The 18,998-nt window shown below is 68.2% G+C and carries 16 protein-coding genes; 13 read left to right on the forward strand and 3 right to left on the reverse strand.

Translation table 11 applies throughout. The annotated features are described in order from the left end of the window. Positions 1-217: 217 nt before the first annotated feature. The 6 genes from L0966_RS07485 (at position 218) to L0966_RS07510 (ending at position 7,627) form a co-directional block, all read left to right on the forward strand. Positions 218-370 (forward strand): aa3-type cytochrome c oxidase subunit IV, encoded by a 153-nt coding sequence (locus tag L0966_RS07485; RefSeq protein WP_234051217.1) that lies wholly within the window; start codon positions 218-220, stop codon positions 368-370. Between the two features lie 35 nt (positions 371-405). Then, the gene (locus tag L0966_RS07490) at positions 406-1,554 is read left to right on the forward strand and encodes a Re/Si-specific NAD(P)(+) transhydrogenase subunit alpha (RefSeq protein WP_234051218.1); all 1,149 of its coding nucleotides are present in this window, start codon (positions 406-408) and stop codon (positions 1,552-1,554) included. Further along, positions 1,554-2,009: a proton-translocating transhydrogenase family protein gene (locus L0966_RS07495; protein ID WP_234051219.1), complete on the forward strand. Its 456-nt coding sequence runs from the start codon at positions 1,554-1,556 to the stop codon at positions 2,007-2,009. The genes L0966_RS07490 and L0966_RS07495 overlap by 1 nt, the downstream gene beginning before the upstream one ends. Before the next feature lie 10 nt (positions 2,010-2,019). Beyond that, complete coding sequence (locus L0966_RS07500; protein WP_234051220.1) at positions 2,020-3,426, forward strand: NAD(P)(+) transhydrogenase (Re/Si-specific) subunit beta; 1,407 nt, start codon at positions 2,020-2,022, stop codon at positions 3,424-3,426. Between the two features lie 1,129 nt (positions 3,427-4,555). Further along, positions 4,556-7,327: a malto-oligosyltrehalose synthase gene (gene treY, locus L0966_RS07505; RefSeq protein ID WP_234051221.1), complete on the forward strand. Its 2,772-nt coding sequence runs from the start codon at positions 4,556-4,558 to the stop codon at positions 7,325-7,327. 75 nt (positions 7,328-7,402) lie between these two features. After that, positions 7,403-7,627 (forward strand): hypothetical protein, encoded by a 225-nt coding sequence (locus tag L0966_RS07510; RefSeq protein WP_234051222.1) that lies wholly within the window; start codon positions 7,403-7,405, stop codon positions 7,625-7,627. A 42-nt stretch (positions 7,628-7,669) separates the two neighbouring features. Here L0966_RS07510 and L0966_RS07515 read toward each other — a convergent pair whose 3' ends face one another. Then, positions 7,670-8,626, reverse strand: a complete 957-nt coding sequence (locus L0966_RS07515) for a pirin family protein (protein WP_234051223.1) — start codon at positions 8,624-8,626, stop codon at positions 7,670-7,672. Between the two features lie 523 nt (positions 8,627-9,149). Between L0966_RS07515 and L0966_RS07520 the strand changes: the two genes are divergently transcribed. Next, the gene (locus L0966_RS07520; protein WP_234051224.1) at positions 9,150-9,428 is read left to right on the forward strand and encodes a TM2 domain-containing protein; all 279 of its coding nucleotides are present in this window, start codon (positions 9,150-9,152) and stop codon (positions 9,426-9,428) included. Positions 9,429-9,521: 93 nt separating this feature from the next. Here the strand turns inward: L0966_RS07520 and typA are convergent, their stop codons facing one another. After that, positions 9,522-11,348 (reverse strand): translational GTPase TypA, encoded by a 1,827-nt coding sequence (typA, locus tag L0966_RS07525; protein ID WP_234051225.1) that lies wholly within the window; start codon positions 11,346-11,348, stop codon positions 9,522-9,524. A 168-nt stretch (positions 11,349-11,516) separates the two neighbouring features. On the opposite strand from typA, the gene L0966_RS07530 reads away from it, so the two are divergent. The 5 genes from L0966_RS07530 (at position 11,517) to L0966_RS07550 (ending at position 16,986) form a co-directional block, all read left to right on the forward strand. Continuing rightward, positions 11,517-11,945, forward strand: a complete 429-nt coding sequence (locus L0966_RS07530) for an ion channel (RefSeq protein WP_234051226.1) — start codon at positions 11,517-11,519, stop codon at positions 11,943-11,945. A gap of 192 nt (positions 11,946-12,137) precedes the next feature. Continuing rightward, positions 12,138-13,358 (forward strand): acyl-CoA dehydrogenase family protein, encoded by a 1,221-nt coding sequence (locus L0966_RS07535; RefSeq protein ID WP_234051227.1) that lies wholly within the window; start codon positions 12,138-12,140, stop codon positions 13,356-13,358. Beyond that, complete coding sequence (locus L0966_RS07540; RefSeq protein ID WP_234051228.1) at positions 13,355-14,362, forward strand: phosphotransferase family protein; 1,008 nt, start codon at positions 13,355-13,357, stop codon at positions 14,360-14,362. The genes L0966_RS07535 and L0966_RS07540 overlap by 4 nt, the downstream gene beginning before the upstream one ends. 169 nt (positions 14,363-14,531) lie before the next feature. Further along, entirely contained in the window at positions 14,532-15,605 is a 1,074-nt protein-coding gene (locus L0966_RS07545) for a 3-hydroxyacyl-CoA dehydrogenase (protein WP_234051229.1), read from the forward strand. A gap of 196 nt (positions 15,606-15,801) precedes the next feature. Continuing rightward, on the forward strand, positions 15,802-16,986 hold the full coding sequence (locus tag L0966_RS07550) for an acetyl-CoA C-acyltransferase family protein (protein ID WP_234051230.1): 1,185 nt from the start codon (positions 15,802-15,804) through the stop codon (positions 16,984-16,986). A gap of 189 nt (positions 16,987-17,175) precedes the next feature. Here L0966_RS07550 and L0966_RS07555 read toward each other — a convergent pair whose 3' ends face one another. After that, complete coding sequence (locus L0966_RS07555) at positions 17,176-17,934, reverse strand: TetR/AcrR family transcriptional regulator (protein ID WP_234051231.1); 759 nt, start codon at positions 17,932-17,934, stop codon at positions 17,176-17,178. A gap of 302 nt (positions 17,935-18,236) precedes the next feature. Between L0966_RS07555 and L0966_RS07560 the strand changes: the two genes are divergently transcribed. After that, positions 18,237-18,995 carry an RICIN domain-containing protein gene (locus L0966_RS07560; protein WP_234051232.1) on the forward strand — a complete coding sequence of 253 codons (759 nt, stop codon included), beginning with the start codon at positions 18,237-18,239 and terminating at the stop codon, positions 18,993-18,995. Positions 18,996-18,998: the final 3 nt, after the last annotated feature.

The following is an 18,998-nucleotide window of genomic DNA, read 5'->3' on the forward strand; positions in this document are numbered from 1 at the left end:
GGCTGGAGGGTGAGCATTCAGATTCATGAATCAAAAGCTAACACCGCCGCGCGAACGAAACAAGAACATCGGCGCGCAAATCGCGTTTCCGGAACGGATGCGAGCTTGGCGGGGCGCCGTGGTCTATTGTACGCTGAAGTACTCCGCTCACAGCGGTTGCCAGATGTCGGAGCCTCCGTTAAAGCCCGTAGAGGCTATGCGCCGAAGGGAGAAGAACATGGCGGATCATGCGACGTTTGAGTACGCCACCGCCGACGGCAACGATTATGCCGAGCACCTGCGCACATACGCCTTATTCACGGCGCTGACGAAATGGGGAACCGTCGCGGTCGCCGCCGTGCTCGTCCTTATGTGGATCTTCCTCCTCTGAGCCTTTGAAAGCCCGGAGCACTGGAGACATCTCAGATGAAAATCGCTGTCGTCGCCGAGGTTAACCTCGGCGAGCCGAGGGTCGGTGCGACCCCGGATACGGTGAAGCGTCTCGTGGCCCTCGGCGGCACTGTCGTCGTCGAGAGCGGCGCAGGCATCAAATCCGGCATCATGGATGCCGAATATGTCGCGGCTGGCGCCACTATCGCCGCCTCGGCGGCCGACGCCCTGTCCGGTGCGCAAGTGGTACTCAAAGTGCGGCGCCCTGAGGAAGCCGAACTTTCGTTGTATACACCGGGAGTCATCGTCCTCGCCATCATGGATCCCCATGGCCACGAGGCCGCGCTTGAAGCCATGGCCAAGGCCGGCGTCAGCGCCTTCGCCATGGAGCTGATGCCCCGCATCACGCGCGCCCAGGTGATGGACGTTCTCTCCTCCCAGGCCAATCTCGCCGGCTATCGCGCCATCATCGACGCGTCCTACGAGTTCAACCGCGCCCTGCCGCAGATGATGACCGCCGCCGGCACCGTGCCCGCGGGCCGCGTCTTCATCATGGGCGCGGGCGTGGCGGGCCTGCAGGCCATCGCCACTGCGCGGCGCCTCGGCGCCATCGTGACCGCCACCGATGTGCGCCCCGCCTCCAAGGACCAAGTGGCCTCGCTGGGCGCGAAGTTCATCGCGGTGGAGGACGAGGAGTTCAAGCAGGCGGAAAGCGCCACCGGCTACGCCAAGCCCATGTCGGCCGAATATCAGGCCAAGCAGGCGGCGCTCGTGGCCGAGCACATCAAGAAGCAGGACATCGTCGTCACCACCGCCCTCATCCCCGGCCGGCCCGCGCCGCGCCTGGTGAGCGCCGAGATGGTGGCCTCCATGCGGCCCGGCTCGGTCATCGTCGACCTGGCAGTGGAGCGTGGCGGCAATGTTGAAGGCTCGGTGGCCGGCGAGGTCGTCGAGATCGGTGGCGTGAAGATCATCGGCCACCACAACATGCCGGGGCGGCTCGCCGCGTCCGCGTCTCCGCTTTACGCGAAGAACCTCTACAACTTCTTTGAGACCATGGTCGACAAGTCGGCGAAGACCTTGGCCGTCAAGTGGGACGATGAGCTGGTGAAAGCCACCCTGCTCACCCGCGACGGCGCCGTCGTGCATCCGAACTTCGCCAAGAAGACCGAGGGAGCTGCGTGATGAACCCCGTGACCGCACAAGCCGCGGCCGACGCCGCAGCCCAGGCGCGCGCTGCCGCCGAGATCGCCCGCCAGGCCGCCGAAGCCGCCCAGATCTATGCCGATCAGGCCGCGACCGCCCTCGGCGGGGCGGTGCATGCCGCCACCGGCGGCGCCATCGACCCGTTCGTGTTCCGCCTCTCCATCTTCGTGCTGGCGGTGTTCGTGGGCTATTACGTGGTGTGGTCGGTGACCCCGGCGCTCCACACCCCGCTCATGAGCGTCACCAACGCCATCTCGTCCGTCATCGTGGTGGGCGCGCTGCTCGCGGTGGGCGTGACCACCGTGGGCGATGCCTCGCACGCCTGGTGGGCGCGCATCTTCGGCTTCATCGCCCTCATTCTGGCAGCGGTGAACATTTTCGGCGGGTTCATGGTGACCAGCCGAATGCTCGCCATGTACTCGAAGAAGAAGTGAGGCCGCACCCATGAGCGTCAATCTCGCGGCCCTGCTCTATCTCGTTGCGGGCGTCCTGTTCATCCTCGCCTTGCGCGGCCTTTCCCATCCCACCACGTCGCGACGGGGCAACCTGTTCGGCATGGCGGGCATGACCATCGCCGTGCTCACCACCCTGGCCCTGCAGCCTCCGTCCGATGCTGTGGGCTGGGTGCTGGTGATCGCCGGCCTTGCCATCGGCGGCGGCGTCGGCGCCGTGGTGGCCAAGCGCATCGCCATGACGGCCATGCCGCAGCTGGTCGCCGCCTTCCACTCCCTGGTGGGCCTCGCGGCGGTGCTGGTGGCGGCGGCGGCCCTTTATGCCCCGCGCGCCTTCGGCATCGGCGATCCCGGCCACCTGCACGGGGCGAGCCTTGTTGAAATGTCGCTGGGCGTGGCCATCGGCGCCATCACCTTCACCGGCTCGCTGATCGCCTTCGCCAAGCTCAACGGCAATATGAGCGGCAAGCCGATCATGCTGCCGGCCCGCCATTTCATCAATGGCGGCCTGGCCCTGCTGCTGATCATCCTCATCATCGCCTTCGTGAATACCGGCTCGATCGCGCTGTTCTGGATCATCACCGTGCTGTCGCTGGTGCTCGGCGGGCTGCTCATCATCCCCATCGGCGGCGCGGACATGCCCGTCGTGGTGTCGATGCTGAACTCCTATTCGGGCTGGGCGGCGGCCGGCATCGGCTTCACCCTGGGTAACACCGCGCTTATCATCACGGGCGCGCTGGTGGGCTCCTCGGGCGCCATCCTGTCCTACATCATGTGCAAGGGCATGAACCGGTCCTTCATCTCCGTCATCCTGGGCGGCTTCGGTGGCGATGCCGCCGCCGCCGGCCCGGGGGGGAAGGCCGAGGACCGGCCGGTGAAGCAGGGCTCGGCGGACGACGCCGCCTACATCATGCGCAATGCCGAGAAGGTCATCATCGTGCCCGGCTACGGCATGGCGGTGGCCCAGGCCCAGCATGCTTTGCGCGAAATGGCTGACTTCCTGAAGGAAGAGGGCGTCGAGGTGAAGTACGCCATCCACCCGGTGGCCGGCCGCATGCCCGGGCACATGAACGTGCTCCTGGCGGAAGCCCAGGTGCCCTATGACGAGGTGTTCGAGCTGGAGGACATCAACTCCGAGTTCGCCCAGGCGGACGTCGCCTTCGTCATCGGCGCCAATGACGTGACCAACCCGGCGGCCAAGACCGACCCGCAGTCGCCCATCTTCGGCATGCCCGTTCTGGACGTGGAGAAGGCGAAAACCGTGCTCTTCATCAAGCGCGGCATGTCGGCCGGCTATGCCGGCGTGGAGAACGAGCTGTTCTTCCGCGACAACACCATGATGCTCTTCGGCGACGCCAAGAAGGTGACCGAGGACGTGGTGAAGGCGTTCGGCCACTGAGCCCGCGCCACCGGCCACGAAGCCGGTGGACCATGCAAGAAACCGACGGCCGCCGGCATCCACCGGCGGCCGTTGCGCGTTAAGAACAACCCCATGTCGCGAAAGACAGATTGCTTTTCGCGATTCAATGGCGGGCGAAAAGTCTCTACACTCGCCATTGGAGCGGGATGATGGGCGCCGGCCAGGGCCGGGGTCCGCCGGACCAAGGCGGCCACGGGTCCGCCGAGGCAAGGGGGCACGAGGTGAGGGGTCCAGCGTATCGCGGCGTCGCCACGCCGGCAGGAACGGCGCGCGGCAGCCAAGCGCACCGCGCCGGGCGCACACGCCACGGAACCCACCTCGGCGCGCCCGCTTTCGCGCGACTGATCGGTGGCCGGCACGACGCGGCGAATGGCTGCGCGCGGACGAGACGCCCGCCCGAAACATGTGCGCCAGGGCAACTTCAGCCATTCGCAACAGCGTCAAGGCAATCGATCCTCTCGTTTTTCCGACTTTCCTTCCGGCGCACCGAAGCCCATTTCGCGCGGATGGGCTCTCACTCTCAGCCCGCGCGCGCTGCCGGAACCTGTCCACGCGCTCCGGGCCTCCGCACGGGTCGGCGCCACAGCTGGATCCCCAGCGGAAGCGCTGAGCCCTACTCTCACGCCCTCAGCCGCGCAGGCCAGGCCGGCGAGCGGGGTGCGCCGTGGTGCGGCGAAGATGGCCCGAAGCAGACCGCGCGCGCCCGTCCCCCGGAGGCTCTCCGCAGGCCAGGTACTTGGCCATTCAACGTTTTCCAAGTTGCTGCGACCCACGGCGCAGCCTTGCCGGAAAGCTTCGACCGCCACATCCGATCGCCCAAGGCGTCGCCAACCGGCGCATGCCGTTTCCCGGTGTCCAACGGGGTCTCCCCGCGCGCGGCGCGTAGCGTCGGCCTCCCCCTCGTCAACGCACCGCAGGATGGTGCACGTGACCGCCGCCCCTCCGGCGGGCGCCGGGCGGATGCGCGGCCTTGCCCCCCCTCCCCGGTCCTGTGCTCCAGAGGCCGCACCCGTTTGCGCGCCCGGCGCGCAGAACAGCGTCTTCCAGTCCCCCACCAGTCCGCTGAACGTCCGCGCCGGCAGGCTCCGAGCCCCATGCGAGGCCGGCCGTGACTGTGCCCCGGGCCGCCGTCCGCCTTCAGTTCGAACCCGCATTTCCCCTCGACGCGGCCGTGGGGCTGGTGGACTATTTCGCCGATCTCGGCGCCAGCCACATCACGGCGAACGCCTTGCTCGCCGGTCGCGCGGATCTCCCCGGCGGCGTGGTGGACCACGATACCGTCGAGCCCCGCATCGGCGGCGAGGAGGGGCTGCGCCAACTGGTGGCCGCGCTGCGCCGCCGGCAGATGGGGCTCATCGTCGACATCACCCCCGCCGCCATGGCGGTCGGCGGCGCCGACAACGAGACCTGGAACGACCTGCTGGAGTGGGGCCGCGACAGCGCCCATGCGCACTGGTTCGACGTGGACTGGCGCGGCGCTGATCCGGTCCTGCGCAACAAGCTGCTGGCGCCGTTTTTGGACCAGCCCTATGGGGTGGCCCTGGATGCCGGCAGCCTTCAGCTCGCGTTCGACAGCGCGCAGGGGCGCTTCCTGGTGCGCCACCATGCCCACGCCTTCCCCATCTGCCCGCTCCACTACGCGGAAATCCTGGAGGCGGCCGAGCTGACCGGCTCCGACGAGCTGGCCGCGCCCTTTACCCGGCTGCCCCGCCTGCGGCCCGACCCGCAGGAAGCGGAAGCCGCCCGCCGGACCTTGATGGCGCGCGCCGCCACGCCCGAGGGGCGCACGCTCATCGCCGCCGCCTGCGGCGCCTTCGACAGCCGCACCGAACCCGGCCGCGAGCGCCTGCACCGGCTGCTGGAGCGCCAATCCTTCCGGCTCGCATGGTGGGGCACCGCCGCCGACGAGCTGAACTGGACCCGGCTGCCCGACACCACCGCCCTCGCGGCCATCCGCACGGAGCGGCCGGACGTCTTCGATGCCACCCATGGAACCCTGGTCCGGCTCTATGCGGAGGGGCTGGTTGACGGCTTCGTCATCCGCCAATGGGACCTGCTGGGCGACCCCGCCGCCTACACCCGCCGCCTGCGCCTGAAGCTGGAGAGCGCGGCCGCCTCCCGCCCCGCGGGCCTCCCCGCACTCTATCTCGCGGCTGGTACGGTCGGAGCCGGGGACATTCCCCCCGGTGGCGGCATCGTGGCCGGCACCGCCGGCGCCGAGGCGCAAGAGGATATCTCCGCCGTGCTCCACGACCCGGCCGGCGGCACGCCGCTGGGCGATCTGTGGGTTTCCGCCACCGGCGAGCGCCAGCGCTTCGACGACCAGCGGGCCCTGGCACGCCGCCAGGCCCTCGCCATGAGCTTCGGCGCCCAGCTCGATCGCGTGGTGGACGCTCTGGTGGAGGTGGCGCGCTGCGATCTCAAGACGCGGGACACGCCCCGCGCCAGCATCGCGCGCTGCGTGCGCGAGCTCGCGGTGGCCCTGCCCATCCGCCGCACCTATGCCGACGTGGATGGCTTCGACGCGGCCGACGCCGCCTTGTTCGCGGCCGCGCTGAAGCGGGCGCGCCGCCGCTTCTCGCCCCTCGACCTCCCGGTGGCGGAGCAGATGGCCGCGTGGCTCGGCGGCGAAGCACCGCGCCAGCTCGGCGATTTCGAGAAAGCGGGCGCGCGCGAGGAGGCCATTGCCGCCTTCCAGCAGCTGACCGCCGCCCTTGGCCGGGAAGCCCTGGACGAGATGCTGGCCGCCCGCTTCGGCCGCCTTGTCTCGCGTAACGAGCCGGGGTCCGATCCGGCATGGATGGGCCTTGCACCCGACGCTTTTCATGATCGCATGGCGGCCCGCGCCAGTCGTAGCCCCCACGCTTTGAGCGCCACCGCCGGACCGGACCAGCAGCGCGGCGAGGATGCCCGCATGCGGCTGGCCGTGCTTAGCGTCGCGCCGCGCGAGTGGGAGGCCCTGCTGTGGCCGCTCTTGGAGATCACGGCCCCCTTCCGCTCCCGGCTGGTGGACGGTGTCGCGCCGGAGCCGCGCGATGTGGTGATCCTCGTACAAACCCTCATCGGCGCCTGGCCCCACGGCCTGCGCGCCGACGACGCGCTGGGCCTCGGCAGCCTGCATGACCGCGTGAAGGCATGGTGGATGGAGAACCTCCGCCGGGCCCGCATGCGCACCCGCCCGCATTTTCCCGACACGGCCTATGAACAGGGCTGCGCGCAATTCCTCGCCACCCTGATGGAGGGGGAGGCCGGCGCGCCGGCCCGCCGGCTCATTGCCGCCTTTCTGCCCCAGCTCGCCCGCGCCAGCGCCGTCAATGCCCTGTCGCAGGTGGTGCTGAAATGCACGGTTCCGGGCATTCCGGAACTGTTCCAGGGCACCGAATTCTGGGACTTCGGCCTCGGCGCCGGCGACGGCGCTCCGGCAGTGGACCATCTGGCACGCGCCGACGCCCTTGCCACCGGCGGCACGCCCGACTTTCTGCTGGAGAGCTTTGCCGATGGCCGGGTGAAACAGGCCACCATCGCGCGCCTTCTTCACCTGCGGGCGACAGAGGCTGCCCTCTACCGCGACGGCGAATATCTGCCCCTCCCCGTCCAGGGCCCACGCGCCGCCCACGCATTGGCCTTCGCGCGCCGCCATCGGGACGCCATGGGCGTGACGGTGGTGACGCGGCTGGCCTATGGGCTGCTCGGCCTGGAAACGGCCCTGCCCAAGGTGGCGCCGGGCCTGTGGCAGACCACCCGTGTCACCTCTCCCGAGCTGAGCGATGGGGCCTATCGCGACGCCCTCACCGGACGCGTGGTGGAAGTCCGCCTCGGCCGCTTCGATCTTTCCGATGCGCTGGACAGCTTTCCGGCCGCGGTGCTCCTGAAGATGTGAGGCCCGCGGCGGAACGGGGGCGGGCTGACGACGTTGATGGGCCAACACCCACAGGTGGGGGCCAGGGAGACGTCCATGAGCAAAGGCCACGCCCACAAGAAGACTGCCCAACCGCACACGCCCGAAGCCTGCCGAACACCGGAATCCGTGGCTCGGCAGCTCGACGACGAGCTGGAGCAGAGCTTCCCCGCCAGCGATCCACCCTCCATGGTGCGTGATACGCCCACGCCCATTTGCGGGGAGGAGGCGAAGCCCCAGCACCCGCGCGGCCACCACGAGAAGAAGCACGGGCACGGCTAGAGCGTTGCCGAACGACGTCGCAGGCCGCGCGCGGGAGAGCGATCAGGTCCGCGGCCGCTGGGCGCGCGGGCGGCCGGGGCCGTCACCGGGGGCCGGGATGAACTCGTCATGATCGGCGGGGATAAGGTCGAAGCGTCCCTGGCGCCAGGCCTCCCGCGCGTCGTCGATGCGCTCCAGGCGGGAGGAGACGAAGTTCCACCAGATGTAGCGCGGCCCCTCCAGCGCGGTGCCGCCCAGCAGCAGCACCCGCGCCGCCGTATGCGCCCGCGCCCGGGTGGCGACGCCATTACGGATCACCAGCATTTGCCCGGCGGGGAAACGCGTGCCATCCACCTCGACCTCGCCGTCCAGGATGAAAAGCGCCCGTTCTTCATGCTCGGCATCGATCGGCAGCGCCGCCCCGGGCGCAAGGCGCACGTCCACATAGACCGCCGGCGCGGCGACCGGCACCGGCGAGACTGCGCCGAACGCCGCCCCCAGGATCACCCGCGCCGACACTCCCCCATCCTCCACCAGAGGCAGGGCATCGGCGCCGGCATGAACGAATTCCGGCGCCCCCTCCTCCCGCGACTGGGGCAGAGCCAGCCAGATCTGCACGCCGGAGAGGCTGCCGCCATGGGCTTTCACGGCCGCGTCGTGCCGCTCCGAATGGACGATGCCGCGCCCCGCCGTCATGAGATTCACGGCGCCGGGGGTAATCACCTGCTCGCTGCCCAAACTGTCGCGATGAATCATCTGCCCGTCGAGAAGATAGGTGACGGTGGCGAGCCCGATGTGCGGATGTGGCCGCACGTCCTCCGCCTGATGCGGGCCGAAACGCACGGGCCCCATACGATCGAAGAAGATGAAGGGGCCAATCATCTGCCCCCGGGTGGAGGGCAGCACCCGCCCCACCTCCATGCCGCCAATGTCGCGGCTGCGCGGCAGCAGAACGGTTTCCACAGCCGCGCAGCCGGCGGCGTCCCCGAGCTCGGGATCTGGGCAGGGAACGAAGCTCATGGAACGAAACTCATGGAACGAAACTCATGGGCAGCAGCCTCCGGCGCAGCGAGCTTTTCCGCCACCAGCGGCAAAGGGGTGCCGGTACGGAGCAAAGGAGCGAGGACATCATAGCCCCGATCCGAATATGCTCCATCGCAAATGCCGTCCTGGGCCGCACAGGCTGAGAACCGCCCGGCACGCCGAGAGGCGATCTTTCCCCCGCGCTGAGGAAGCTCCAACGCAACGGCGAGGCGCCGAGGCGGTCGGGTACATCCGGATTTCCCCGCCCCGCTCCGACGCGGCGGCCACCTCGCCACCACGCGGCGCAATGCGAATTTCCCCTCAGGGGCGCTTCAGAGCGGAGTGGATCCGCCTCGCGTGAGGGAAATGCCCGAAGGCCCGGCGCATATTCCATGCGCAAACGGGTATCCACTTCACGGTAAAGGGCCTTAGTAAGACGCCGCTCGCGAAGCCGGCCCTGGCGCGCCGAAACCGCTCGCCGCTCCGGCCCGCGTTTGACCCTCCAATGCCGGGCCTTTCCATGACCACCGACATCGCCACCAGAACCTATATCGAAGCGCGCCTCGCCAATGAGGGGCCGAGCATGACGCTCGCCTATTTCTTCTGGCTGTTCCTGGGGCTGTTCTCGGCCCACCGCTTCTATCTGGGCAAGACCGGGACCGCGATCCTGCAGATCATTTCCTATTTCTTCGTGGTGGGCATCATCTGGTTCGTCATTGATGCCTTCCTGCTGCCCGATCTCGTTCGGGCCCGGCAGGAGGAGATCCGCCGCCGCATCGCCAGCGGCATTGTGTCCTGAAAAAGCGGCCCGCTGAGGCAGCCGCCCAACAAAAAGGGGTCCGGCGATGCGCCGAACCCCTCTTCTCATGCAATTCCGGCGAACGGGCGCCGATCAGGCCATCTCGCCCACGGCCTTGCGCTCGTTGCGCTTGCGCTCGTTGGGATCGAGGAAGCGCTTGCGCAGGCGGATGGACTTGGGCGTCACTTCCACCAGCTCGTCGTCCTGGATCCAGGCCAGAGCGCGCTCAAGGGTCATGCGGATCGGCGGGGTCAGGCGCACCGCCTCGTCCTTGGAGGTGGTGCGGATATTGGTGAGCTTCTTGCCCTTCAGCACGTTCACTTCCAGGTCATTGTCCCGGTTGTGGATGCCCACCAGCATGCCCTGATACACCTTCCAGCCCGGCTCGATGATCATCGGGCCGCGATCTTCCAGGTTCCACAGGGCATAGGCCACCGCCTCACCCTGCTCGTTGGAGATCAGAACGCCATTGGTGCGCCCGGCGATCTCGCCCTTATAGGGGGCGTAATCGTGGAACAGGCGGTTCATGATGGCGGTGCCGCGCGTGTCGGTGAGCAGCTCCGACTGGTAGCCGATGAGCCCACGGGTGGGAGCGTAGAAGACGAGCCGCTGGCGGTTGCCGCCGGAGGGGCGCATCTCGACCATCTCGGCCTTGCGCTCGCTCATCTTCTGCACAACCGTGCCGGAATACTCCTCGTCCACGTCGATGAGGACTTCCTCGATGGGCTCCATCACGGTGCCCGCCTCATCTTTCTGGAACACCACGCGCGGCCGCGACACGGCCAGCTCGAAGCCCTCGCGGCGCATGGTTTCGATCAGCACCGCGAGCTGCAGCTCGCCGCGGCCGGACACGAAGAAGGAGTCCTTCTCGGTGGATTCCTCGATCTTGAGGGCCACATTGCCTTCCGCCTCGCGGAACAGGCGGTCGCGGATCACGCGGCTCGTCACCTTGTCGCCCTCGGTGCCGGCGAGCGGCGAATCGTTGACGATGAAGGTCATGGTCACGGTGGGCGGGTCGATGGGCTGGGCAGCCATCGCCTCGGTCACCTCGGGAGCGCAGAAGGTGTCCGCCACCGTGCCCTTGGACAGGCCGGCGATGGCGACGATGTCACCCGCCACGCCCTCCTCGATGGGCTGACGCTCCAGGCCGCGGAAGGCCAGGATCTTGGAAACGCGGCCCTGCTCCACCAGGGAGCCGTCCTGCGCCAGAACCTTGATCGCCTGGTTGGGCTTCAAGGTGCCGGAAGTGATGCGGCCGGTGATCATGCGGCCCAGGAAGGGGTTGGCTTCCAGGAGCGTGCCGATCATACGGAACGGGCCTTCATGCACGGTCGGCGCCGGCACGTGCTTCAGCACCAGGTCGAACAAGGGCGCCATGCCCTGGTCCATGGGGCCTTCCGGGCTATCGGCCATCCAGCCGCTGCGCCCGGAACCGTAGAGAATCGGGAAGTCGAGCTGCTCGTCGGTGGCGTCGAGCGCCGCGAACAGGTCGAACACCTCGTTGATGACCTCGGTCGGGCGCGCGTCGGAGCGGTCCACCTTGTTGATGGCCACGATGGGCTTCAGGCCGATCTTGAGCGCCTTGCCGACCACGAACTTGGTCTGCGGCATGGGGCCTTCGGCGGCGTCCACCAGCACGATGGCGCCATCCACCATATTCAGGATGCGCTCCACCTCGCCGCCGAAATCGGCGTGCCCGGGGGTGTCGACGATGTTGATGCGCGTGTCCTTCCACACCACCGAGGTGGCCTTGGCGAGGATGGTGATGCCGCGCTCTTTTTCGAGATCGTTCGAGTCCATCACGCGCTCAGCCACGCGCTGGTTCTCGCGGTAGGAACCCGACTGCTTGAGCAATTCGTCCACCAGGGTGGTCTTGCCGTGGTCGACGTGGGCGATGATGGCGATATTGCGCAGCTTCATGGGCTTCCAGCACCAAAATGCGGGTCCGAGTTCCTCGGGCCCGCCGGAGAAGAGGGAAAGTTGCGGTGCAAAATACACACTAAGGGCCGAAGATCAATGCGCGGCTGGCATTCTCCCTGCGCGGGTGGCATCTGAGGCTGGTTGGCGCGCCGCTTTTCCGGAGGGTTCATGCAGGTTGAAGAGATCGTGTTCGGCCTTCTGGTCAGCGCCCTCACCATCGCCATCCAGGCCGTCATCACCCTCATGCTCGTTCATGCCCTGCAGAAGCGCGCCCACCGCCGGGTGAAGGAACACTCGGTGCCGACGCTGCTGGTGGTCATGTGCGGCACCGGGGTGGTCCTGACCCTCGGGCACCTGGTGCAGGCGCTGGCGTGGGGCGTGCTCTACGTGATGGTGGGCGCCGCGCCGGCCGATGTCGCCTTCTATCTGGCCATCGAGAACTTCACGACTCTCGGCTATGGCGATGTGCTGCCGGCCCACGAATGGCGGCTGCTCGGCCCGCTCACCTCCTGCAACGGCCTGCTGCTGTTCGGCTGGTCCACGGCGCTGCTCTATACGGTCCTCAATCGCGCGGTGCAGACCCTGCGCCTGTATTGACCTTTTTTTTCTGCCCGACAGCGCCGCAAAGGTCCCCTTGCGCGGTGTCGCGCGCTCCGATAGAAAATCGAGCGCTCGCTCGACTTTCCTGGCGGGCCTGTTGCGCCGCAAGATGTTCCGCATCACTGCAATCATCCCGAGCGGCGCTGTCCGGAGGTGGAATCACCACCCCGGCAAGAGCGGAGAGACGCCATGGATTTCGCCATCTCCCCCGAGCTCGAGGCGCTGAGGGCGCGCATCGCCGCCTTCGTGGCCGAGGAGATCATGCCCCACGAGGCGGATGCCTCCGCCTATGACGCCCACGAGAACATCCGCCCCGATCTTCTCGCCGAGCTGCGCGCCAAGGCCCGCGCCGCCGGCCTGTGGTGCCTGCAGCTGAAGCCGGAGAATGGCGGGCTCGGCGTCGGCCGCATGGGGATGGCGGTGTGCTATCCGGAAATGAACCGCTCCATCTTCGGGCCGGTGGTATTCAATTCCGCCGCGCCCGACGACGGCAACATGATGATGTTCGAGGCGGTGGGCACCCCGGATCAGAAGGCCCGCTGGCTCGCCCCCATCGTCGCGGGCAAGGTGCGCTCCGCCTTCGCCATGACCGAGCCCCATCCCGGCGGCGGCTCCGACCCCGGCATGATGCTCACCCGCGCCGAGGCGCAGCCCAATGGCAGCTATCGCCTCTACGGCCGCAAATGGTTCATCACCGGCGCGGAGGAGGCCGAGCACTTCACCGTGATCGCCCGCACCTCGGATGATCCGCGCACGGGGCTGACCGCCTTCGCGTTCCACCGCAGCGCGCCGGGCTGGCGCATCCTCCGTCGCATTCCCATCATGGGACCAGAGGAACATGGCGGCCATTGCGAGCTGGAGTTCGACGGGCTGGAAATTCCCCCAGAGGACATCCTCATGGGCGTAGGCAAGGGGCTGAAGGTGACGCAGATCCGCCTGGGCCCGGCGCGCCTCACCCATTGCATGCGCTGGCTGGGCCTATCCGCCCGCTGCGTGGAGATCGCGCGGGAGTATGCTTCCGAGCGCCACGGCTTCGGCATCAGGCTCGCCGACCGGGAGAGCGTGCAGCTCATGCTCGGCCGCCTCGCCATGGAAATCGAGATCGGCCGCCTTCTGGTGATGAAGGCCGCTTGGGAACTGGACCGCGGGGGCCTTGCCCGCAAGGAAGTGTCCATGGCCAAGATCCAGGCCGCCAACACCCTGCACAAGGCCGCCGACACCGCCATCCAGATCAATGGCGCGCGTGGCTATTCCAAGGATACTGTGCTGGAGTGGATCTACCGCTATGCCCGCCAGGCACGCCTGGTGGACGGCGCCGACGAGGTGCACCAGATGGTGCTGAACCGATTCCTGGACAAGGAACAGGGCGCCTTCTGGCGCTGGCCCGTGGCCGGGGAGAGCGCGAAATGAGCTTCGGCTTCGACGTCGCCGCCATTGATGCCTATCTGAAGGCCGCGATCCCCGGCCTTGCCGGGACGCCGCGCCTTACGCCCATCGCCGGCGGGCAGTCCAACCCCACCTTTTTCGTGGACTACGACAATCGCGCTTTGGTGCTGCGCAAGCAGCCGCCGGGCGAGCTTCTGCCTTCCGCCCACGCCATCGACCGCGAATACCGCATCATCCGCGCTCTGGCGCAGACCGATGTGCCGGTGCCCCCGGCTCTGCTCTATTGCGAGGACCGCGCCGTCATCGGCACGCCCTTTTATGTGATGGAGAAGGTGGACGGCCGGGTGTTCCACGATTGCACCCTGCCGGGCGTGGAGCCGGAGGAGCGGCGCGCCATGTATCGCGCCATGGCGAAGACCCTCGCCGCTTTCCACAATGTGGACGTGGCGGCGGTGGGCCTTTCCGATTTCGGCAAGCCCGGCAACTACTTCTCCCGCCAGATCGGGCGCTGGACCCGACAATGGGTGCTCTCGCGCACGCGGGACGACGAGAATATCGAGCACCTGACCACCTGGCTGCCGGCGCACATTCCGGCCGATGACACCACGACCCTGGTGCATGGCGACTATCGCATCGGCAATCTCATGTTCCATCCCACCGAGCCCAGGGTGGTGGCGGTGCTGGACTGGGAGCTTTCCACCCTCGGCCATCCTTTGGCGGACCTGGCCCATTGCGCCATGGCCTGGGTGTCGCAGCCCGACGAATATGGCGGCATTGCCGGCCTCGATTTGAAGGCTCTGGGCATCCCCGAGCTCAGCGATTTCGTGGCCGATTATGCGGCGCTGGCTCGCCACGGACAGGCGCTCACCGACTTCCACAAGGCCTTCGCCCTGTTCCGCTGGGCGGTGATCTTCGAGGGCATCGCCGCGCGCGCCAAAGCGGGCAACGCCAATTCCGCCAATGCCGCGGACACCGGCCGCCTCGCCGCAGCCTTCGCCCGCCGCGCTGCCGATCTCACGCGCGGGTGAACGTCCCACCGCGCGACCATTGCGCGCGAGGGGCAGGAGGGGTAAGGAGAGGGAACCAAACAAGCGTTTGATACAATTTGCGTGACGGACCGGCGCAGGTTGCCGGAAACCGTTCCGCAAGCGCATCATCCGGCGCACCAGCGCCCATGAAAGCCGGGAGGAACAGGGCATGCAGCGATTGGCAGTCATCGGCGCCGGCCTGATGGGTGGCGGCATCGCCCTCGACGCGGCGCGCCACGGCATCGACGTGGTGGTGTTCGACCAGCGGCCCGACGGGGTGGCGAAGCTGAAGGAGCGGGCCGCCAAGGTCTATGGCCGCTGGGTGAAAAATGGCCGCATGGCCGAGGCTGACGCCACCGCCGCCCTCGCCCGCCTCTCCCCCGCCCCCGATCTCGCCGCCGTCGGCGCCGCGGATGTGGTGATCGAGGCGGTGTTCGAGGATCTCGCCGTCAAGCGCGAGCTGTTCACCGCCTTGGCGCCCCATCTTTCCCCCGCCGCCATCCTGGCCACCAACACGTCCGCGCTGAAGGTGGGAGATCTGGCGCAGGGCTTCGCCTTCGCGCCGCGCTTCCTGGGCCTGCATTATTTCAGCCCGGCGGAAGTCTCACCGCTGGTGGAAGTGGTGCGCTCGGAGGCGACCTGCGACGCCACGGTGGACCGGGCCCTCGCCTTCCTCAAGGCCACCCGCCGCACGCCCTTGCCCTGCAAGGACCGGCCGGGCTTCGCCATCAACCGCTTCTTCTGCCCCTATTACAACGAGGCCACGCGCATCGTTGAGGACGGCATCGCCGGTACCGCTGACGTGGACCAGGTGGCCCAGGAGCGCCTCGGCGCTGCCGCCGGCCCGTTCACGGTGATGAACCTGGTGCGCCCGGCGGTTTCCGCCCATGCCATGAGCAACCTTGCCGCCCTCGGCCCGTTCTACACCACCAGCCGCATCTTGAAGGCCCAGGCCGAGAGCGGCGCCGACTGGCCGCTCGACGTCCGCGTGGCGGGTGCCGACCTCGATCTGGTGGAGCGCCGCCTGCTGGGCGCTTTGGTGCTGCCCGCCTTGGAGCTGGAAGCCGAAAAGGTGGCCGCGCCCGAGGCCGTGGACCAGGGCGCCGTTCTGGCCCTGAAGTTCAAGGAAGGCCCTTTCGCCCTCATGCGCCGCTATGGGGACGCGAGCGTGGAAGCGGCCGTGCGCGCTCTGTGCGAGCGTGACGGCCACCCCGTGCCCGCCTTCGCCCCGGTTGAGGCGTGAGCGGCGCGACCCGTTCAGCGGCGGCCTGAAGGCCGCGGCCCTTTGTTCGGCATGACCTCCGCCGCCCGCCGGCGTGCGGCCCCCAAGGTCCGAGGGTCCCTGGTTCCAGGGTCCCCGGTCCCGAGGCCGCAAGCCCTGTTTTCCTTCCATCCCGCCGGGCGGTGACGCCCGCTCACAGGTTTCGGGAGACACCCGCATGAGCACGACCGAAGTCTTCATCGTTTCCGGTGCCCGCACGCCCATCGGCGATTTCGGCGGCGCGCTGAAGGACATTCCCCCCACCGCGCTCGGCGCCCATGCGGCCAAGGCCGCCATCGCCCGCGCCGGCATCGAGCCGACCGATGTGGGCCACACGGTGGTTGGCAACGTGATCCACACCGAGCCGCGCGACATGTACATTTCGCGCGTGGCGGCCATGGAAGCGGGCGTGCCCAAGGAGGTGCCGGCCCTCACCGTGAACCGCCTGTGCGGCTCGGGCCTCCAGGCCATCGTCAACGCCACCCAGCTCCTGAAGCTGGACGATGCGCGCATCGCGCTCGCCGGCGGCGCCGAGAGCATGAGCCGCGGCGGCTATCTCATGCCCGCCGCCCGTTGGGGCCAGCGCATGGGCTCCGCGAGCGCCGTGGACATGATGGTGGGCGTGCTCACCGATCCCTTCGGCCACGGCCATATGGGCGTGACCGCCGAGAACGTCTCCGAGCGCTACCAGATCACGCGCGAGGACCAGGACGCCATGGCGGTGGAGAGCCATAAGCGCGCCGCCGCCGCCATCGCCGCCGGCTATTTCAAGGACCAGATCGCCCCGGTGGAGATCACCACCCGCAAGGGCACCGTGGTGTTCGACACCGATGAGCATGTGCGCGCCGAGGTGACTCCGGCGGACATGACCAAGCTGCGCCCCGTCTTCAAGAAGGACGGCACGGTGACCGCCGGCAACGCCTCCGGCATCAATGACGGCGCCGGCATGGTCATCCTCGCCACCGGCGAGGCGGTAGTGGAAAAGGGCCTGAAGCCCATGGCGCGGCTGGTTTCCTACGGCCTCGCCGGCGTCGATCCCTCCGAGATGGGCATGGGCCCGGTGCCGGCGGTGAAGACCGCCCTCGCCAAGGCCGGCCTGACCCTGGACGAGATCGACATCATCGAGTCCAACGAAGCCTTCGCGGCCCAGGCCTGCGCGGTCAGCCGCTCGCTCGGCTTCGATCCGGCCAAGGTCAATCCCAATGGCGGCGCCATCGCGCTTGGCCATCCGGTGGGGGCCTCGGGCGCCATCCTGCTCATCAAGGCCATCTATGATCTGCAGCGCACCGGCAAGCGCTATGGCCTCATCACCATGTGCATCGGTGGCGGCCAGGGCATCGCAACGATCGTCGAGCGGGTCTGAACCGCGGGCAAGGTCAGGGGTCCGACGGGGAGACCCTCGGCGGCGGCGTCCCGGGCTCAGGTCCGGGGCGCCGTTTGCGTTTGAGACGGGGCATGGGCGTTTTCGAGCACGGTGGAGATCGGCCCGCAGGACGAAAAGCGTCAGATCAACGGTTCCGACCGCTCCTCGTCGCCGGCCAAAGGAACGGACCTAGCCGCGCGCCTTCTTCACGGCTCTGGCCGGCTTCTCAGCCTTGGCGGCCGCCGGTGCCGCGGGCGCGGGGGGCGGCGCCAGGGCGGCCAGCACGAAGTCGCTCACCCGCGCGGCGTAGGTGGCGGCATTGACGCCGCGCTTCCTGTATTTGCCCCGCTTCACGTACCAGTCCTGAAGCAGCGGCTTGATGAGGGTGGCGGTGAAAGCCACGTCATCCACCGCGAAGCGGCCCATGCGCGCGCCCTCCTCCAGCACCTCGGCGAACATGCGCTCGGTGGCCAGCTCGCTTTCCACCGCCGCCTTGCGGGCGGGCGGGGGAAAGGCCTTCGCCTCCATATAGGCGAACACGAACCAGGGCTGCATGGCCTCCGACAGGGAAACATGGGTCGCGATGAGCCAGGCCAGATGCTCCGCCGGGTCGGCCCGCACCTTGTCCGGCACCGCCCCGAGCGCCTCGGTCACCGCATCGGCCACCTGCTCCAGGATCATGAGCAGCAGCGTGTCCTTGCCATCGAAATAGGAATAGAGCCCGCCCATGCTGATGCCCGCCACGCGGGAGAGATCACGCAGTGTCGTGGCGTGGAAGCCCTGCCGGTTGGACAAGGTGAGCACCGCCTCCACGATGCGGGCGAGGTTGGCCACCGCCACATGGGGTTTCTGCACCTTGATGGTGTCTCGGTGCCGCTCATAGATGCGGCCGCAGAGGGCTTCCAGCGCATAGTCCGCCCCCGGTGCGGGCCGCCGCTCCTTGCTCAACGTCCTGTCTCCCCATGCGCTTTCGACTGCGTCCCGGCTATGTATCACAGGATGCCGCGCTCGAAAGTCAAGCGAGCGTTCGTTCGATCGCAGGCGGGCGAGCAAAAAACATCTGCGCCCGGCCGCGAGGGATCGGGCCAAGGAATGGCGCTGACCGCCGCCGCAGGGCTCAGCTATGACTTGAACGGCGGGGGTGAAACGCGGACGAAACCGCCGGCGCGAACAGCCAGGCATCCCTCCCATGCCTGTCGATCGGCGCTTGGAGATCCGCGATCCATTCAAGCCCGACACGCAGGGACCTCATGCAGCGCCCCCTCGCCCTCGCCACCGCAGCGTTGCTGCTCTTCCCCACCGCCCGGGCCGCCCACGCCGCGGGACCGGATATCTGCGTGCCCTATGCCAATGCCATGATCGCGATGACGGTCCGCGGGCAGAAGGCCAAATGCAACACCTTCGCCAGCACCCCGCTGGATTGGGACAATCATTTCAACTGGTGCTCCAGCCAGGGCCCCGCCAAGATCAAAGAGGCAGAGGACCTCTGGTCCGCCAAGCTCGATGGTTGCCTGCTGTCCTCCGCCCAGCCCACGCCCCAGCCGGCTCCCGCCACCCCGCGCGGCAAGCCCATCGTCAATGCCCTGTCGGGCAAGTGCATGGTCGCCGCCGATGGTGTCGGCGGGCGCAATGGCGTGGGGCTGCTGATCTGGAACTGCAACGACTCCCGGATGAATGCCGCCAATCGCTGGGAGCTGACCAATGGCGGCTTCATCCGCAACGTCGCCACGGGCAAATGCGTCGACGTATCCGGCGCGCCGGGGGCCGCCGATGGCAGCGCGCTGCTGGTCTGGGACTGCGAGAGCTCCGGCCGCAATCCCAATGGCAGCGTGACCGATCAGCGCTGGGAGCTGCGCGGCGGGTTCATCGTGAACCAGCTCTCCCGCAAATGCGTGGACGTATCCGGCGCGCCCGGCACCGCCGATGGCGCCAAGCTGCTGCTTTGGACCTGCGAGAGCTCCAGCCGCAACCCCAATGGCAGCGCCACCGACCAGAACTGGCGCTTCTGAAGC

The sequence above is a fragment of the Xanthobacter sp. NM-59 genome (assembly GCF_021401125.1).
Lineage (GTDB): Bacteria > Pseudomonadota > Alphaproteobacteria > Rhizobiales > Xanthobacteraceae > Xanthobacter.

Coding starts and splice junctions, on each gene's coding strand:
- L0966_RS07485 (WP_234051217.1), top strand. CDS start 218: ATGGCGGATCATGCGACGTTTGAGTACGCCACCGCCGACGGCAACGAT.
- L0966_RS07490 (WP_234051218.1), top strand. CDS start 406: ATGAAAATCGCTGTCGTCGCCGAGGTTAACCTCGGCGAGCCGAGGGTC.
- L0966_RS07495 (WP_234051219.1), top strand. CDS start 1,554: ATGAACCCCGTGACCGCACAAGCCGCGGCCGACGCCGCAGCCCAGGCG.
- L0966_RS07500 (WP_234051220.1), top strand. CDS start 2,020: ATGAGCGTCAATCTCGCGGCCCTGCTCTATCTCGTTGCGGGCGTCCTG.
- L0966_RS07510 (WP_234051222.1), top strand. CDS start 7,403: ATGAGCAAAGGCCACGCCCACAAGAAGACTGCCCAACCGCACACGCCC.
- L0966_RS07515 (WP_234051223.1), bottom strand. CDS start 8,626: ATGAGCTTCGTTCCCTGCCCAGATCCCGAGCTCGGGGACGCCGCCGGC.
- L0966_RS07520 (WP_234051224.1), top strand. CDS start 9,150: ATGACCACCGACATCGCCACCAGAACCTATATCGAAGCGCGCCTCGCC.
- typA (WP_234051225.1), bottom strand. CDS start 11,348: ATGAAGCTGCGCAATATCGCCATCATCGCCCACGTCGACCACGGCAAG.
- L0966_RS07530 (WP_234051226.1), top strand. CDS start 11,517: ATGCAGGTTGAAGAGATCGTGTTCGGCCTTCTGGTCAGCGCCCTCACC.
- L0966_RS07535 (WP_234051227.1), top strand. CDS start 12,138: ATGGATTTCGCCATCTCCCCCGAGCTCGAGGCGCTGAGGGCGCGCATC.
- L0966_RS07540 (WP_234051228.1), top strand. CDS start 13,355: ATGAGCTTCGGCTTCGACGTCGCCGCCATTGATGCCTATCTGAAGGCC.
- L0966_RS07545 (WP_234051229.1), top strand. CDS start 14,532: ATGCAGCGATTGGCAGTCATCGGCGCCGGCCTGATGGGTGGCGGCATC.
- L0966_RS07550 (WP_234051230.1), top strand. CDS start 15,802: ATGAGCACGACCGAAGTCTTCATCGTTTCCGGTGCCCGCACGCCCATC.
- L0966_RS07560 (WP_234051232.1), top strand. CDS start 18,237: ATGCAGCGCCCCCTCGCCCTCGCCACCGCAGCGTTGCTGCTCTTCCCC.